11 protein-coding genes and 5 pseudogenes are annotated in these 14,985 nt (G+C 59.9%); 7 read left to right on the top strand and 9 right to left on the bottom strand.

The window, feature by feature from the left end:
- Window positions 1-107 precede the first annotated feature (107 nt).
- The 3 genes and pseudogenes from V4R08_RS15330 to V4R08_RS15350 all read left to right on the top strand — a co-directional run.
- On the top strand, window positions 108-1,187 hold the full coding sequence (locus V4R08_RS15330) for a YihY/virulence factor BrkB family protein (RefSeq protein WP_442935671.1): 1,080 nt from the start codon (window positions 108-110) through the stop codon (window positions 1,185-1,187).
- Window positions 1,188-2,156: 969 nt separating this feature from the next.
- Window positions 2,157-3,005 (top strand): annotated as a pseudogene (locus V4R08_RS18250) (IS5 family transposase).
- 11 nt (window positions 3,006-3,016) lie between these two features.
- Window positions 3,017-3,315 (top strand): annotated as a pseudogene (locus tag V4R08_RS15350) (IS5/IS1182 family transposase); the annotation flags it as partial.
- Window positions 3,316-3,334: 19 nt separating this feature from the next.
- Here V4R08_RS15350 and V4R08_RS15355 read toward each other — a convergent pair.
- The 4 genes and pseudogenes from V4R08_RS15355 to V4R08_RS15370 all read right to left on the bottom strand — a co-directional run.
- Window positions 3,335-4,138, bottom strand: a complete 804-nt coding sequence (locus V4R08_RS15355) for an IS630 family transposase (protein WP_335580120.1) — start codon at window positions 4,136-4,138, stop codon at window positions 3,335-3,337.
- An 86-nt stretch (window positions 4,139-4,224) separates the two neighbouring features.
- Window positions 4,225-4,986, bottom strand: a complete 762-nt coding sequence (gene istB, locus V4R08_RS15360) for an IS21-like element helper ATPase IstB (RefSeq protein WP_335578154.1) — start codon at window positions 4,984-4,986, stop codon at window positions 4,225-4,227.
- A 15-nt stretch (window positions 4,987-5,001) separates the two neighbouring features.
- A complete protein-coding gene (istA, locus tag V4R08_RS15365) occupies window positions 5,002-6,540 on the bottom strand; it encodes an IS21 family transposase (protein WP_335578153.1) in 1,539 nt (512 codons plus the stop codon).
- 174 nt (window positions 6,541-6,714) lie between these two features.
- Window positions 6,715-7,017: pseudogene (locus tag V4R08_RS15370) on the bottom strand (helix-turn-helix domain-containing protein); the annotation flags it as partial.
- An 88-nt stretch (window positions 7,018-7,105) separates the two neighbouring features.
- Between V4R08_RS15370 and V4R08_RS15375 the strand changes: the two are divergent.
- Together V4R08_RS15375 and V4R08_RS15380 are read left to right on the top strand one after the other, a co-directional pair.
- Window positions 7,106-8,128 carry an IS110 family RNA-guided transposase gene (locus tag V4R08_RS15375; RefSeq protein WP_335578010.1) on the top strand — a complete coding sequence of 341 codons (1,023 nt, stop codon included), beginning with the start codon at window positions 7,106-7,108 and terminating at the stop codon, window positions 8,126-8,128.
- A gap of 281 nt (window positions 8,129-8,409) precedes the next feature.
- A pseudogene (locus V4R08_RS15380) lies at window positions 8,410-8,526 on the top strand (IS5/IS1182 family transposase); the annotation flags it as partial.
- A gap of 87 nt (window positions 8,527-8,613) precedes the next feature.
- On the opposite strand, the gene V4R08_RS15385 reads toward V4R08_RS15380, so the two are convergent.
- Window positions 8,614-9,123, bottom strand: a complete 510-nt coding sequence (locus V4R08_RS15385; RefSeq protein ID WP_335580121.1) for a hypothetical protein — start codon at window positions 9,121-9,123, stop codon at window positions 8,614-8,616.
- Between the two features lie 219 nt (window positions 9,124-9,342).
- The gene (locus V4R08_RS15390; protein ID WP_335580122.1) at window positions 9,343-9,717 is read right to left on the bottom strand and encodes a hypothetical protein; all 375 of its coding nucleotides are present in this window, start codon (window positions 9,715-9,717) and stop codon (window positions 9,343-9,345) included.
- A gap of 295 nt (window positions 9,718-10,012) precedes the next feature.
- Here V4R08_RS15390 and V4R08_RS18255 point away from each other — a divergent pair, with 295 nt between their 5' ends.
- On the top strand, window positions 10,013-10,204 hold the full coding sequence (locus V4R08_RS18255) for an integrase core domain-containing protein (protein ID WP_442935690.1): 192 nt from the start codon (window positions 10,013-10,015) through the stop codon (window positions 10,202-10,204).
- An 11-nt stretch (window positions 10,205-10,215) separates the two neighbouring features.
- Here the strand turns inward: V4R08_RS18255 and V4R08_RS15395 are convergent, their stop codons facing one another.
- The 3 genes from V4R08_RS15395 to terL form a co-directional block, all read right to left on the bottom strand.
- Window positions 10,216-12,288, bottom strand: coding sequence for a recombinase family protein (locus tag V4R08_RS15395; RefSeq protein WP_335580046.1), 2,073 nt, complete (start codon window positions 12,286-12,288; stop codon window positions 10,216-10,218).
- The gene (locus V4R08_RS15400; RefSeq protein WP_335580047.1) at window positions 12,278-12,496 is read right to left on the bottom strand and encodes a hypothetical protein; all 219 of its coding nucleotides are present in this window, start codon (window positions 12,494-12,496) and stop codon (window positions 12,278-12,280) included. The genes V4R08_RS15395 and V4R08_RS15400 overlap by 11 nt, the downstream gene beginning before the upstream one ends.
- A gap of 636 nt (window positions 12,497-13,132) precedes the next feature.
- Window positions 13,133-14,044, bottom strand: coding sequence for a phage terminase large subunit (terL, locus tag V4R08_RS15405; RefSeq protein ID WP_335580123.1), 912 nt, complete (start codon window positions 14,042-14,044; stop codon window positions 13,133-13,135).
- 50 nt (window positions 14,045-14,094) lie between these two features.
- Between terL and V4R08_RS15410 the strand changes: the two are divergent.
- Window positions 14,095-14,922: pseudogene (locus tag V4R08_RS15410) on the top strand (IS630 family transposase); the annotation flags it as partial.
- Window positions 14,923-14,985: the final 63 nt, after the last annotated feature.

Raw genomic sequence — 14,985 nt, forward strand, 5'->3', positions numbered from 1 at the left:
GAACTCAGAAACATTAGCATCAGTTGTTACGATGCTCGAAACCGTCGCTCGCTCCAAAGGTACGGAACTCCGCCTCGGGAATGCGATTAGCATGGCCGGAGGAGTTCATGATTGAAACCGGAAACGGACCGGGCGGACAGTCCCGGGGCGGGGGGTGGCGTATCGCTGCTGCACTTGGTCTGTTGATGACGGCCATTGTCGCCGGTCGGCACGCACCTGCGCAAAAGGAGGTCCCCTCGCGAAGAAAGGAGGCGAGCCGGGATGCTTCGACAGCCCCTCTAACGACCGAAGGCAACAATCCTGGCCGCTCGGCGACGACGCCCTCGGAGATACCGGCCCGGGGCTGGAAGGACATCCTGTTGAGCGTTTACGCCAACATGTCCAATCACCGCATCCTGGCATTGGCTGCCGGCATGACCTACTACTCCCTGCTCGCGATTTTTCCGGCGCTGGCTGCCTTGGTTGCCATCTACGGCCTGTTCTCGGATCCTAGTACAATTGCAAAACATCTCGATCAGGTCTCCGGGTTTATTCCGAGCGGTGCCATCGATGTGGCGCGCGAGCAGCTCACCCGCGTCGCTTCGAAGGGCAATCAGACGCTGGGCCTGACTTTTTTGATCGGCCTGGCCGTCTCCCTGTGGAGCGCCAATGCCGCGATGAAGTCGCTGTTCGACACACTCAACATCGTTTACGGCGAGAAGGAAACGCGCGGGCTTGTCAAGCTGAACGCGCGGTCGCTGGCGTTCACTATGACCGCCATATTGTTCGCTCTCGCCGCCCTCGGTGCTATCGTGGTCTTGCCGGTCGTCCTGACCTACGTTGGACTCTCGAACTTCGCCGACCTTCTCGTCCGGCTCGCGCGATGGCCCGCGATGTTCGTTGGCCTGGCGCTGGCGCTGGCGCTAATCTACCGCTTCGGCCCCGACCGCGAGGCGCCACGGTGGCGATGGATCACGTGGGGTAGCGCGGTCGCGACGATCCTTTGGCTCGTCGCATCGGCCCTGTTCTCCTGGTACGCAGCCGATTTCGGTAAATTCAACGAGACCTACGGCTCGCTTGGCGCGGTTATCGGCTTCATGACCTGGCTGTGGATCTCCGCGATTGTGATCCTGTTCGGGGCGGAACTCGACGCGGAGATGGAGCATGAGACCACCTGCGACACCACAACGGCAGACCAAAATCGATGACACGCGCGGCGCCAAGGTGCCGACGCCCGCCTTGCGAAAGAAAGCGGTTGTGAGAAGCTGATAAAACCTGCAACATGAACACCTCGGATCGTTTTGTCTCCTTCGCCTGATCTGTGCGCGCCCACCGTGCGGCCAAGCGCTCCGCTTCACCTGGAGCCTCAGCTTTGTGCTGATAAACACGTGTGCTTGTCCTTGAGTCCATCAAGGACAACCGGGATGACCACATAGGAGCACCGTGTGAAACACCGCATAACTTCACTTCACCTCGGGGTGCTGGCTGCAAACCCAACCGCGTTTCTGATTGTGAAAATTTGTGCGGCGCTTTGGCTTGGTCTTCGAACGAGCGTCGTTCGCCCGGCACGCCATGACGACCTTGGCGACTTGGGTGATGACGTGATTATCCAACGGTCCGAGAACCGAGACAGACAGGCCATACATGCTAAGAGTCGGTTTCGAAATTCAGGCGTCTCTGGCGATGCGGCGGACGAGAAGCATGATTGAGGCGGCGTAGAGGAAGGCTCTGGCCGAATCGATTGTCGCCTCGAAATCCTTCGCCAGTCGTCGGTTTCGGTTGACCGATAGCGGTGCCCGGCGCTGAACAAAGCCCCTTGAAGCTGCAGCGGTAACTCCTTGTGAGAAGTAACGGAATCTACGTCGGAGCGGGGTCACGATCGGAGCCGATCGTGACCCCCACTCTGATCGGCTTTTTTCGATTGTCTTCATGGCGTTATTGCCGGCACGTGCGCCGATCTGACACGTGTGCCGATTCAGACGCGATATTTCCGACCTAAAGACCGGCCTCAGAAAAGCGGTGATTATGTAGAAGCTTTATCGCGAAAAGATAGATCCTACCCCAAGAGCGACAACGAAAGCGTTGCGCGAGATCATAGAGCCGATCCAGGAAGAACTTGAGTCAGATGAGTCGGTTGTGATTCCATGTCTCGGAGCGATTCGTGACAGGAGCCCCCGATGTGGAAGCCCGAACACCGTTTGACGGCTGACCGAGGCAGTCTTCGCTATCCCAGTGATTTGAGTGATGCGGAGTGGGTGCTTGTTGCTCCGATGATCCCGCCGGCGCGACGAGGCGGACGCCGCCGTTCGGTCGATGTACGCGAGGTGTTGAACGCAATCTTCTATGTGCTATCGACCGGCTGCCAATGGAAGGCGATGCCGAAAGATCTACCGCCGAAGAGCACGGCGCATCTCTATTTCATGTTATGGGAATGGGACGGCACGTTCGATCGTATTCACGACGTACTCTATGTAGCGACACGCGAAGCGGCCGGACGCGAGGCGAGTCCCACGGTTGCAATCATCGACTCCCAAAGCAGCAAGGCAGCGCAAAAAGGGGCCCTGCACTCGACCCGCAAGGCTTTGATGCGGGCAAGAAGATCACGGGCCGCAAGCGCCACATCCTCGTCGACACACTCGGCCTCTTGCTTAGCGTGAGCGTCCATGCCGCAGATATTCAGGACCGCGACGGCGCGCATGACTTGCTACGCCGGGCGCGGCGGCGCTTTCCCTTCGTCGAGCGGATTTTCGCCGATGGCGGCTATCAGGGACCAAAAATGGCGAAGCCTGTCGCCGCGACGGGGTGTTGGAAGGATCGAGATCGTCAAGCGCTCCGATCTCCATCGCTTTGTCGTCCTGCCCAAGCGCTGGATCGTCGAACGGACTTTCGCCTGGATCAGCCGCAATCGTCGCCTGATGCGCGATTTCGAGCGCTACACCAGGACCGTCGCAGCCTTCGTCCGCCTCGCTATGGTCCGCATCATGCTCAAACGCCTCACACGCTCAACCCAATGCTTCCGAATCTAATCTTCTTGGATAGGCTCATAGGCAAGAAACGATCACATCCTCGTCGGACGCAAGGCTTGCTAATGCACGCCGTCGCGCGTGTCGCGGATTTGCGGGATCGCGATGCGGGACCCTTGTCATGGCGACCCTGTTGGGTCTGTATCCGTTCCTGTTGAAGCTTGATTCCCATGACGGTTATTAGGGTCCGATATTCCGGCGCGCCATGAAGAAGATCATGTCGCGCGTGAATATCGAGATCCTCACGCGCTCCGATACGGCGAAGAAGTTCGTCGTGTTGCCAAAGCGATCGATCGTCGAGCGCACATCCGCGTGCTAGCTAGTACCCGGAATCATAGCTGAGTGATACGGCGGCCTTGGAAGCGACGTTGACGGACCTTTTTCTTGGTCCAGACGAAGGGCTCGGCTTTGTCGTTGTACGCGTTGACGTAGGCATCGATGTGCTCCTGAAGCTGCTTGAGGCTTGTGAAGGAGGCTCCGCTAAGCGACTGGCCCTGCAATATCGAGAACCATACCTCGACCTGATTGAGCCAGGACGCGCTTGTCGGCGTAAAATGAAATTGCACGTTGGGGTGGGCCTTGAGCCAGTGCTCGTTTTTCTTGTGGGTGTTGAGGTTGTCGAGGATGACGTGAAGCTTTCGGTCCGGAAAGGCCGCGGTGACGCTGTTCATGAAGTCAAGAAACTCGACGCGGCGACGGCGTTTTGAATGAGCCGCGATGATCTTTCCGGTGGCGACTTCGAGGGCCGCAAACAATGTTGTGGTGCCATGCCGCTTGTAATCGTGGCTCTGGCCGGTCAAGGCGCGGCCATTGGGTAACTTCAGATAACCCTGCGCTCGTTCCAATGCCTGGATCGAAGGCTTCTCGTCCACGCATAGCACGATGGCCTTTGCGGGCGGGGCGACGTAAAGGCCAACAACATCGGCGGCTTTGGCCGTAAAGTTCGGGTCGTTGCTCTCACACCAGGACTTGCGAGCCGCGAGGTCAATCTTGTGGCTGCGCAGGAACCGCCAGACATATTGGACGTCAACATCGCCCAGCGCCCCGGCCAGCAGAGGGCCGGTCCAGCGCGCAAACCCTTGCGGGGGCGGCTTGTCCAGCATGCGCATTTCGGTGATCGTGAGCGGCGATTTCACTCGATGGTGAGCGCTCGTTTCATTTGATCGTGAGCAGACATTTCAGGCGATCATGAGCAGCCGCTTTGGCCGACTTGGTGATTGGTTCAGGGGTTCGCGGCTTCGTCAAGCGTTCTGTTTCGCGCGTTCTGTTTTCGCATGCTTTCTCCGCTGAGTTGGAGGCGGTGGGCGTTGTGAACGAGGCGGTCCAGGATGGCGTCGCCCAATGTTGGGTCGCCGATGACGGCGTGCCATTGATCGACCGGGACCTGGCTGGTGACGACGGTGGAGGCGCGACCGTGGCGATCATCGAGGATCTCGAGAAGGTCGCGTCGCTCTGACGGGTTGAGCACCGACAGGCCCCAATCGTCGAGTACCAGCAGCTGCACGCGGCTGATGGTTTTGAGCAGGCGGCCATAGCGGCCGTCGCCGCGGGCCAGCGCGAGCGCCTCGAACAGGCGGGGCACGCGATGGTATTGGACCGATCGATTGTCGCGACAGGCCTTGTGGCCAAGTGCACAGGCAATCCAACTTTTGCCGAGCCCGGTTGCCCCGGTGATCAGCAGGTTCTGATGACGGGCGATCCAATCGCCGGCGATCAATTTGGCGAACACAGCGCGATCGATGCCGCGCGGCGTGCGCAGGTCGATATCTTCCACGCATGCGTTTTGCCGAAGGGCTGCGAATTTGAGGCGGGTGGTGAGACGTTTGGTGTCGCGCTCTGCGGCCTCGCGATCAACCAGCAAGCCGACGCGCTCCTCGAACGACAGCGCGTTGAGATCGGGTGATCGTCGTTGTTCCTCCATGGCCTTGGCCATGCCGGTCAAGCCGAGCGTGATCAGCCGTTCGTGGGTAGGATGTGTCAGCATAGGGATCTCCAGGGTTCAGTGGAAATAGTCCTGACCGCGGATGTTGCCGTGGCGCAGGGGGTGGTCGTCGGTTGCCTCGTCGAGGAATGCGCGATCCAGTCCGTTCTTGAGGATCGAACGGATCGAGGCGACGGAATGCGCCTTGATCAGGATGCCGCGCCGGCAGGCGGCGTCGATGCGGGCATCGTCGTAGCTCCTGGTCAGCGCCAGGATGCCGAGGCAGGTGCGAAAGCCTTGTTCTGGATGCGGCCGGGCCGCGATGACGGCCTGGAAAAACGCCGCGGTCGATGGGCCGATCTTCTCGCCGGCGGCGATCAGCCCTCCCGGCGTCCACTTGCCGTAGCGGCGATGCGCGCTCGGCATGTGGTCGGCAATTGTGGTGTGGCCGCGCCGGTTCGGCGCACGCGGGTGGCTGGCAATCCTCTGGCCCTTGTGGAAGATCTCGACCGTCTTGTCGGTGATGCGAACATCGACGAGTTCACGGATCAGGCGATACGGCGTGGAATACCAATGGCCATCGACCTCGACGTGATAATCGGGGGCGACGCGGCAACGCTTCCAGCGCGCAAAGACATAGGGCTGCTCCGGCAACTCCCCCAGCTTGGGACGGTCGACCTCGGCAAACAGTTCGGCACGGCTGGTGCCGAATCCGCGCATCTGCCGGGCGTTGAGCTCGACAACCAGGGTACGAATCGCAGCATTCAGCTCTGCCAGGGAAAAGAACCGTTGATTGCGCAGGCGCGCCAAAATCCAGCGCTGTGCGATCTGGACGGCGACCTCGACCTTGGCCTTGTCCTTCGGTCGTCTCGGCCTCGCCGCAAGGATCGCGGTGCCGTAATGACCGGCCATCTCGGCATAGGTTCGGTTGATCCCGGGATCGTAGCGATCGGGGTTGGTCACGGCGGCCTTGAGATTATCGCAGACCACGAACTTCGGCACGCCGCCGAGATACCTGAACAGGTTGGTATGCACGCCGATCCAGTCGGACAGGCTCTCGCTTGGGCAAGCCTCGGCGTAGGTGTAGTTCGAGGCTCCCATCGCCGCGACGAACAGCTTCATGGCGTGCGCTTCGCCGGTGATCGGATCGACGACGTCGATGGTGTCGCCGGCAAAATCAACGAACACCTTCTCCCCGCCGATGTGGGTCTGGCGCATCGACGGGCGCACGCGGTTCTTCCAGGCCTCGAAGGTCGTGCAAAACCAGGTGTAGCCAAAGCCGTCCGGATTGGCGGCGCGATACTCTTCCCAGAGCAGCAGGCGCGTCACGCTGCGGCGGCGAAGCTCCTTCTCGACAAAAGCCCAGTCCGGTATCGGGCGCCGGTCGCTTTGCGACGCTGACGCCGGTGCCGGGAATAGCAACAGTTCCAAGCCATCGTCGTCCATTCCTTCCGGAAGTGGCCAGGCGAGCCCCGCCAGGCGCGCTCGCCGCACGTAGCCATGGACCACGCCATTACTCACCCCCAAGGTCCGCGCGATGACCCGCTCGGTCAACCCTTGGTGCCTCAAACGTAAAACTTCTCTGATCCGGCGCATCGACAATCTCTCGGTAGGCATCGGGCTTCCTCATCGGTTGAATGAGGAACCCGTAACCCGGTTGAGTTTGTCGGCCGAAGCGTCAGGCACCCGCGAAAGGGGTGCTCACGATCGCCTGAAATCGCTGCTCACGATCCCGCGAAATCCCTGCTCACGATCATCTGAAATCGGTGCTCACGATCCCGCGAAACACGCATCCAGCAGCTTCAGAATCCGCTTGTCGGTAGCCTTCGTATAGATCGGCTGCTTGCCGGGTCGCGGCTTGTCTTGCAGCCCTTCAAGGCCATGATCGGCATAGCGGTGCCGCCAAAGGCTGACAATCCGCGGCTGGACCCCGACTTCTTTGGCGATCGAGCGGGTGCTGCGCCCGTCCGCCGCCAACAGAACTATCCGCGCTCGCTTCAAATCGCGCTGCAACGTCACCGGTGAGCGACAACACGCCTCAAGCACATTGCGATCTTTCCTCGAAAGGCGAACTTCTCTTGCTTCGGGGATCATCCCGATCTTGATGATGTGGACGCCCCCGCACCCGCGGCAACCTCTATGGTGTTGACCGGACACCGAAGCAGGAAGAGGAGCGTTTACGATGACGATTACGACGATTGGGCTGGATTTGGCGAAGAGCGTGTTTCAAGCGCACGGCGTTGATGAGAGCGGCGCGACGATTTTGGTGAAGCGTCTGCACCGCAAACAGATGCTGCTGTTCTTCTCGAAACTTCCGCCCTGTCTTATAGGAGTGGAGGCGTGCGGAACGGCGCATTACTGGGCGCGCACCCTCACCACCATAGGGCACGAGGTTCGGCTCATTCCACCGTCTTACGTGAAGGCCTACGTCAAGCGCGGCAAGAGCGATGCACTCGATGCCGAAGCGATCTGCGAAGCCGTACAGCGCCCGACGATGCGGTTTGTGCCGGTAAAAACGGTCAAGCAGCAGAGCGTTCTCATGACCCATCGCGCCAGAGCCTTGCTGGTGCGCCAACGCACCATGATCGCCAATGCCTTGCGCGCGCATCTGGCCGAACTCGGCCTTGTCGCAAATCCCGGCATCGCCAATCTGGCGAAGCTGGCTGAACAGGCACTGTCCGACGAAAACACTTTGCCAGCTTATGCTCGCACTTCTTTGGGGATTCTTGTCCGCCACATCATGGTGCTCAACGATGAGATCGCGGTGCTGGATCAGCAACTCATGGCCTGGCACGCCGAGAGCGAGACCAGTCGCCGACTCGCCGGGATCCCCGGCCTCGGCGTGATCACGGCCACGGCTCTTGCTGCCACCGTCACCGATCCCGATCAGTTTCGCTCGGGCAGACAGTTCGCCGCCTGGCTCGGTCTAACGCCGCAGCAGCATTCCACCGGCGGCAAGACCCGGCTCGGCGGTATCTCCAAGCAGGGAGACCGATACTTGCGCCGCTTGCTCGTCGTCGGCGCCACCGCCGTGATCCGCCACACAAAGGACAAGCCAACGCCCATGGCTAATTGGATCAGAAAGCTCATGGAGAAGAAGCCGTTCAGGCTCGTCTCCGTTGCGCTGGCCAATAAGCTCGCCCGGATCGCATGGGTCGTGCTGACGCGAAAGGAAGCCTATCGGCCCTATGAACTGACAGCCTGAGCACAGGCCCCAGGCAACCCTAATTGGTAACGGCAGTCGATGATGTGTAACGATCGAGCCAATGGTGAGACCAACCCGTGTGATTCAATGCGCTTCATAAGCGCGGCATCTTGATAAGGGACCTCACCGGCGGATTTCCATCAAGGCCAGCGGCAATCACAGCGCCGCATAAACAGGCCGGACATATGAAAGCAACCGATCACACCCATCCCGACAAAAAGCCCTTGCCATAGGGGGCGTCCACATATGAATCACGACTCACCTTCTAAGAAAAGGAGGTACTAGGACGATGCCGTAGGCTCGCCATGGATTGGGAGATTTCCAATCAGAAAGCGCTCGCGTTCCTGCGTCTCGCGTCGATCCGCCTCATGCTGAGAAAGCTATGCGATCCCGCATAATGTTTCCGGATAGACTCACTCTTTCGGATACAAGCTGAGCGACGGCCCCTTTAACGGGCCCTTTGGTTCCGGCGACTATGATTCCACCTACCAGGTCGCCGGCCAGCCATTGCGCAACTGATCTGGCGAAGCTTCTGCAAACGCTTCGCGGGCCTGTATGGAGCGCGCAGCGACAAGGTTTCGTCTAACCCGCTTGTGATGTTTGATGCGGGAAGCTTTGTGTCTGGAAGGTGTGACCGCTGCGGTCTGGATTGTTTGATCGTTCATCACTACGGATGCAGTTGCAGCTTCCCGCGTTATCGCAATTTCGCGGGGCTGCAACTCGCGGCCGACACCGCGTAGACACCCCTTCGAGAAATAAGGCCAGGTTTGTTCGCCGCATGCATCTTGCCGTGTCGCTTCTCTTTCGGAGGCGGGTGTTGCAATCTTCGATGCTGAAAATGCCAAAGCAGCTGCCGGAGAGGCGCTGGAAGTAGCTGCCCTTGCCGGTGGGATATTGCCAAACTGGCTATAGGCAACCAGTAGAAATGCCATCACGGATAGAGCGAATCCGACCCACATTAGATTGCTTCGCGTGATTGTTTTATCGTTGTGCATTATCGGATCCGCTTCCTTGATGCATCTTTAATCGCGTAGGGCTCCACTTCGTTCCGGAGAAGGTATCGGGAACTTGGCGCAGCAAGAGAATCATCAGTGGCGTAGCTGCGGGCGCTTTACTCGTCGATTTGAAGTCGCCCTGATCCTATACATAGTGCTCGGAAGCCGGCGCCAGCTTGCTGACGTGCCTTTTTGCATTTGCCGCTGGGCCAGAGGCTGTCACATTGCAGACTTGTGCGTTTTCCGCGTTCCTAACGCGGTGCGCAATTTTTCATTGGCCGCAGCGACTGCCTTTGCCGCAGCCTTAGCGGCGGCGGCTGCTGCTGCCGCTTCTTGCTCCGCTTTTCGAACGATGCTGCTGATCGCTGGCGCAAGCGACACGGACACGGCAACAGTTGTCTGGGTGTGCGACAATCCGCCGGCTCCTTCGCACGGTGCCTGGCGGGGAAGCTGTTGCGTCAGCTTCAGAGTTTTTGATTCCAAAGCCCAGCTTTGGGTAGGGCTACCAGTAATCTTGCGCACATAGCCTTCTGTCTCTGCTGGCAACACATCCTTACGCGCGAGCCAACTGTGTAATCCGGCCGCTCCCGGCATTGTAGGCCGCCGCCGCCAGACCGAGATTGCCAAATGGTCGTGGAGTCGCCGCAAAAAGCGCGCTGACGCCGGCGATGCCTTTATCGGATCAAACGGATCGTCAATTCGCCATCATGTTCAACGAGCGTTTCGTCACCGCATGATGGTTCACCTGCCTCAAACACAGAATTTCCGACACTCCCCGCGCATCCGACGGCCGAATGGATCGCCAACCAACTAACGGAGGCGTGTGGCTGGGAGCAAATCCCTCGTTACCTGATCCGGGACCGCGATGGCCCATACGGCGAAATATTCCATGCGTCGAGTTCGGTCCATCGGTATTCGAGATCGCCCGACGTCTCCTCGCTCACCCTGGCAAAACGCATACGCCGAACGGCTGATCGGATCGATCCGCAGGGAATGCGTTGATCATATCGTGGTATTCGGCGAACGCCATCTGCGCCACGTGCTGCTCTCGTACATGAGCTACTACAATCCTGTTTCATAACACACATCTGTCTATGTGATTGGAGAGAAGAGGCTTTGCTGATCTGGATGCGATCCCGTGGGGTGATTTGGGTTTTGCCTCGCGCGACGAACGAGGCGCTGAGCCGCCGGTTTGCTGAGCGTTGATCGGCTGAAGATCCAAGGACCATCCGGCAGAGGATGACCCGCCTCGATCTCGCCCGCTGCGGCGGCGAGCCTAAGCGTCTTCGGTGCAATGCCGAGCAAACCCGCCGCCTTGTTCAGATTAAGCCATGGCTCGTTCCCATCCGGCGCCGGCCGAAAGACCGGGATCTTATGATGCGACCTGAGCGCGGTGACCCGCTCCCGTATCCAGCGATTGCCGTGGCCGGTCACCAGGCCGTTCCGGTTGAGAATGCCGGCGATCAGATCATCATTGGCGATGAGAACCAGTTGGCGGACGGCGGCCAGCATGTCGGCGGAGATGCTATTGCGCTGTCCGCGGCGGCGCCTCGGCAGGCGCAGTTCGGTATGAACGCCGCCCATCCAATGGGTCAGGAGAACGATCTCTGACGCTTCGTCATCGATATCGGCGACCACCTCGTGGATGACGGTGCGCACGATTCGCTTCTTGAGCCTCGCGTCGGTCGACGGCGCCGACCAGACCGCCTTGAGATCAGCGGCCAGCGCGGCGAGGTGGACTGGCGCCCGTGATGGTGCCGATGTCGCGGCATCATGCGCGGCAATCCTGATCTCGATCTCGCCGACACGTGTGAGCGCGCCGTTCCATCGCAACTCCAGTTCCGCCGCGATCAGGCGGTTCTGCGGATCGACGGCATCGTACTGCCGGAATGCCCGATCGGCGCTGTAGCGCGCCGCCTCGAGGTCGCGCACCAGCGCCTCACGAACCTGATCGCGGCGGTTGGCCGCTTGTGCTTCGGCCTCGACGGCCGTAGCTATCGCTCCCGGTTCGACAACCCGCAGAAGAGCTTCCTCGATGGCGTCGTCGACACGCAATCCTCCGAATGCGATGCAGCGTGGCTCGCCATTGTCGAGCGAACCCCGCCAACAGGAATAGCGCGGAATGTTATGCTTGGCGCCGGTGTAGCGAATCGTCAGCTTGCGTCCACAACGCCGGCAGCGGACAAGGCCGGCGAGCAAAGCGTCGCCGTGCTTCGGCGCTCCGTGATGTCGGCCTGTGGGCATGTTGTCGCGCACCATCTTGCGGATCGCCTCCGACCGCTCCCAGCTGACGTAACCCACATGGACGCCTGGGATCAGCGCCAGCCATTCGGCTCGCGCCTTACGACGGCGGCTGGGTCGGATCACGCCTGCTGCGTCATATCCTGTCGCGACACGACTCTTACCATAGGCGTAGGCGCCGCCGTAGATCGGGTTCTCGATCATCCGGTGGATGGTCGCATAATTGGGCCTGCGCCAGACCACGTCACCGTTGTTGCGCTTGGCGGGCAAGTCCAGCCCATGCTCGATGAACCAGAGCAGGGCTTGCCGGACACTGCCGAGCTCGGCGACCTTGTCGAAGACCAGAATGACGGCTTCCTGGACACGGCGATCGGGATCCTTCTCGAGCCTGTCGCCGACCTTCACAAAGCCGACCGGGGCCGCGACGATGAGTTCGCCGCGCCGGGCCTTCTCATAGCGGGCCGACAGGGAACGCTGGCGCAGAAGATCGAGCTCATACTCGTTGAGGCTGCCCTTCAATCCCAGCAACAGCCGGTCGTTGCCCTGACGCGGCGCATAGACCATCTCCTGATCGATCAGCACGGTATCGACGACGCGGCACATCTCGATCAGCTGCTGCCAGTCGCGGCTGTTGCGGGCGAAACGCGAGACTTCCCGCGCCGCGACCGCACCGACCTTGCCCAGGCAGACCTCGGCCACCATTCGATCAAAGCCGGCGCGCGCGACGCCGCCCGCCGCCGAGCGCCCGAGATCGTCATCGACCGTTTCGATGCGAGACCAGCCCAGCGCCGTCAGACGATCGCGCATCGCATATTGCAAGGCGCTGCTCTCGCGATTGTGGAGAACCTGATGGGCGGAGGACTGCCGGACATACAGGATCGCCTTGCGCTCCAGATGGTGCGGCCTGATCTTCTCAGACATCATGACGCATCTCCTCCCGTTCCCGAACGAGGTCGCCGTCGGCGTGGCCGAAGATCAGGCGGACCAGCAGCTTCGTCAGCGTATGGCGCGTCTCGGCGGGCAACGCCTGCCATTGCGGCGTCTGCGCCGCGGCGTAGGGCGGGTCGCAGAACAGATCGAACTGACGTGCATTGCTGTGAGGATGGCGATGAGCGGTAGGCGGGCGTGGCATGGACATCTCCCCGATTCGTGTCGTGAGAGCCCAATGCTGCGCTTGAATCCCGCAATTGCGATGGTGCGCCCGAAACGGACGTCACATCCTGCAGCAGCGTTGCCAAGGCGGTCAGCACCGCAATGTCAACATAGGGTGCGGCGCCGACACACCAGGCCGCCCGATCGAACATCCACGCCGGAATCTCCAGCCATCGCGCGGATGCCCGACCAATGAGGCTGCACCGGAAAACTTCTCCGCCAGCCTTCTCGATGACCTCATGAATATGGACCAGGCATCCGGCCCATGGATGCCACGGATAAAGAAGCTCGCGCTCCTCGGTCCCGTGGGCGTTCTGTCGTCGTGTTGTACAACGGCACGCGCACCCATTTGTCATTAAACAAGAACGCGCCGATGTTACGCTCTGCCGAGACAGCCGGACGCATTCTCTGTCGTCCGATTCTGGGCGGACTGCATCATCAATATACTCGGATTTGATTTGCGATAAGGACAGCCATCGTCGACACCGATCCGATTCGGTATCGCCGCCCCGATCCTGACGGTTAGTTCTCCGGTAACATTCCTGATGAGGCAATGCGCCCCCTATCGGCGTCCAAATAATATTGCGGGCCGAATAACAATCAATCCTGGACGAGTTCACCATGGCCGCCCTGCAAGCCTGGCAAATATTGCGTCATCCCGGAGAAAGTTACCAAGTCTCGCATAGCCTTTGAGACTCGCATCCGGCCAACTCGAGGTCGCCTCGTAGCCGAGAGCTTGGCTTATGCTATCCACCTGATCGTCGTGCTTCCCACGCGGGAACGCGAACAACTCTAATTCCAGATCCGCGAGCCATGGAGCATGTGCCGGGAGGAGCACGCGGCCACTCTCAATCTTCGAACATTGGACGAACATTCGGGTTTGTTTGTCAAAGTCCGGCCTGACGGGAATGATCGAGAGCGATTCTTGCTTTAGGTCTTGGGCCAGCGCTGTGCCGATCCCGGCATCTTCAATGAGAATTGCGTTGGCCCCGTGATGTTTAGCCTCGGCGATCACGCGTGCCTTTAGCGTCGGATAGTCAAAACGGCCCCGCAAAACGTCGGCGAGGTAGTACCGCTTCTCAAGAATTAGCCATGTGGTGCACACAGACCAGTCATTCTGCAGTCCTTGCTTACTCGCTACATCCCAAGACTGCACGCAAAATCGGGATGATGGCCGCGGTAGCTCATCATAGCGTCTAACCCACTCCCGCTTGATCATAACGCCCTCTGGTGGGACTGGCCGTTGCTGGTACTGTGCAGCAAATACTTCTGCGCCGAGTTGTGCGCGCAAGGACGCCAGGACTGCCATTGGCTCGCGCTCAGGATGGAGTACGTCGCCGACGCAACGGTAATGGTAGTTACCATTTCCAACCGGAATGTTTTCATCGTGTTCTGCGATCGCAGGCAAATTCAAGAGGGTCCATTCGTCCGACTGCCGCAGCAGGACACCCACTAAATCGTCCTCGTGCAATCTTTGCATGACAACCATAATGCTACCGTTCTGCTTGTCGTCCAGTCGCGTTGGCAAGTTGTTGAAGTACCAGTCAGCGACGTGCTCGCGTGCCTTGTGGGAGAATGCCGCGCTCGGGAACGCCACCGATCTATGGCGCAGCCACCGACGAACGCATCCGCAAAGTTCTCGATCGGCCGCCGCCCAAAGGATTTGCGCATTGGAACGGGCCCCTGGTCGCCAAAGCATTGGGCGATGTGGACGTGCAATACGTCTGGCGATCCTTGCGCGAACAGAAGATCGATCTCGGCGGCCGCAAGAGCTGGTGCGAGAGCAACGATCCGGACTTTGCGAGCAAAGCCGCAGATGTCGTCGGTCTTTACATGGCGCCGCCTGAGAGGGCGATCGTCCTGTGCATCGATGAAAAGCCTTCTATCCAGGCGCTCGAACGTGCGCAGGGATATCTCAAGCTGCCGAACGGACGCGCGCTGACGGGCCACAGCCATGACTACAAGCGCCACGGCACGACCACGCTATTCGCAGCCTTCGAGGTGGCGACCGGCAGGGTCAAGGCCACACACAAGAAGCGCCGACGCCGCAAGGAATTTCTGGAATTCATGGATGAGATTGTTGCAACTTACCCGAAGAAGCGGCTTGAAGTGATCATCGGCAATCTCAATACACACAAGAAGAACGAAGACTGGCTGACGCGACATCCCCTCGTGACATTCCACTTCACACCAACCCGCGCGTCCTGGCTCAATCAGGTGGAGGGGTGGTTTTCGATCCTGCAGGGACAGTCTTTGACCGGCGCATCATTCACGTCGGTCCAACAATTGAAGGCTCACATGGACGCCTTCATCGAGACTTATAACATTGATGCAGAGCCGTTCGTGTGGACGAAATCGAAAGTGCATCAGCGCCGGGTCAAAGGCCGCCGTCTCAGGGACTTGTGATTCCGGGTACTAGGACCACGGCAGCTTTATCAGATCGCCAGCGACAGCAGGGAAGCCTCGACG

This window comes from Nitrobacter sp. NHB1 (genome assembly GCF_036964665.1).
Classification (GTDB): domain Bacteria; phylum Pseudomonadota; class Alphaproteobacteria; order Rhizobiales; family Xanthobacteraceae; genus Nitrobacter.

Bases quoted from the DNA above. Each gene is read 5' to 3' on its own strand.
- V4R08_RS15330 (WP_442935671.1), top strand. From the start codon at position 108: ATGATTGAAACCGGAAACGGACCGGGCGGACAGTCCCGGGGCGGGGGG.
- istB (WP_335578154.1), bottom strand. From the start codon at position 4,986: ATGCTGACACATCCTACCCACGAACGGCTGATCACGCTCGGCTTGACC.
- istA (WP_335578153.1), bottom strand. From the start codon at position 6,540: ATGCCTACCGAGAGATTGTCGATGCGCCGGATCAGAGAAGTTTTACGT.
- V4R08_RS15375 (WP_335578010.1), top strand. From the start codon at position 7,106: ATGACGATTACGACGATTGGGCTGGATTTGGCGAAGAGCGTGTTTCAA.
- V4R08_RS15385 (WP_335580121.1), bottom strand. From the start codon at position 9,123: ATGCACAACGATAAAACAATCACGCGAAGCAATCTAATGTGGGTCGGA.
- V4R08_RS15390 (WP_335580122.1), bottom strand. From the start codon at position 9,717: ATGCCGGGAGCGGCCGGATTACACAGTTGGCTCGCGCGTAAGGATGTG.
- V4R08_RS18255 (WP_442935690.1), top strand. From the start codon at position 10,013: ATGCGTCGAGTTCGGTCCATCGGTATTCGAGATCGCCCGACGTCTCCT.
- V4R08_RS15395 (WP_335580046.1), bottom strand. From the start codon at position 12,288: ATGATGTCTGAGAAGATCAGGCCGCACCATCTGGAGCGCAAGGCGATC.
- V4R08_RS15400 (WP_335580047.1), bottom strand. From the start codon at position 12,496: ATGCCACGCCCGCCTACCGCTCATCGCCATCCTCACAGCAATGCACGT.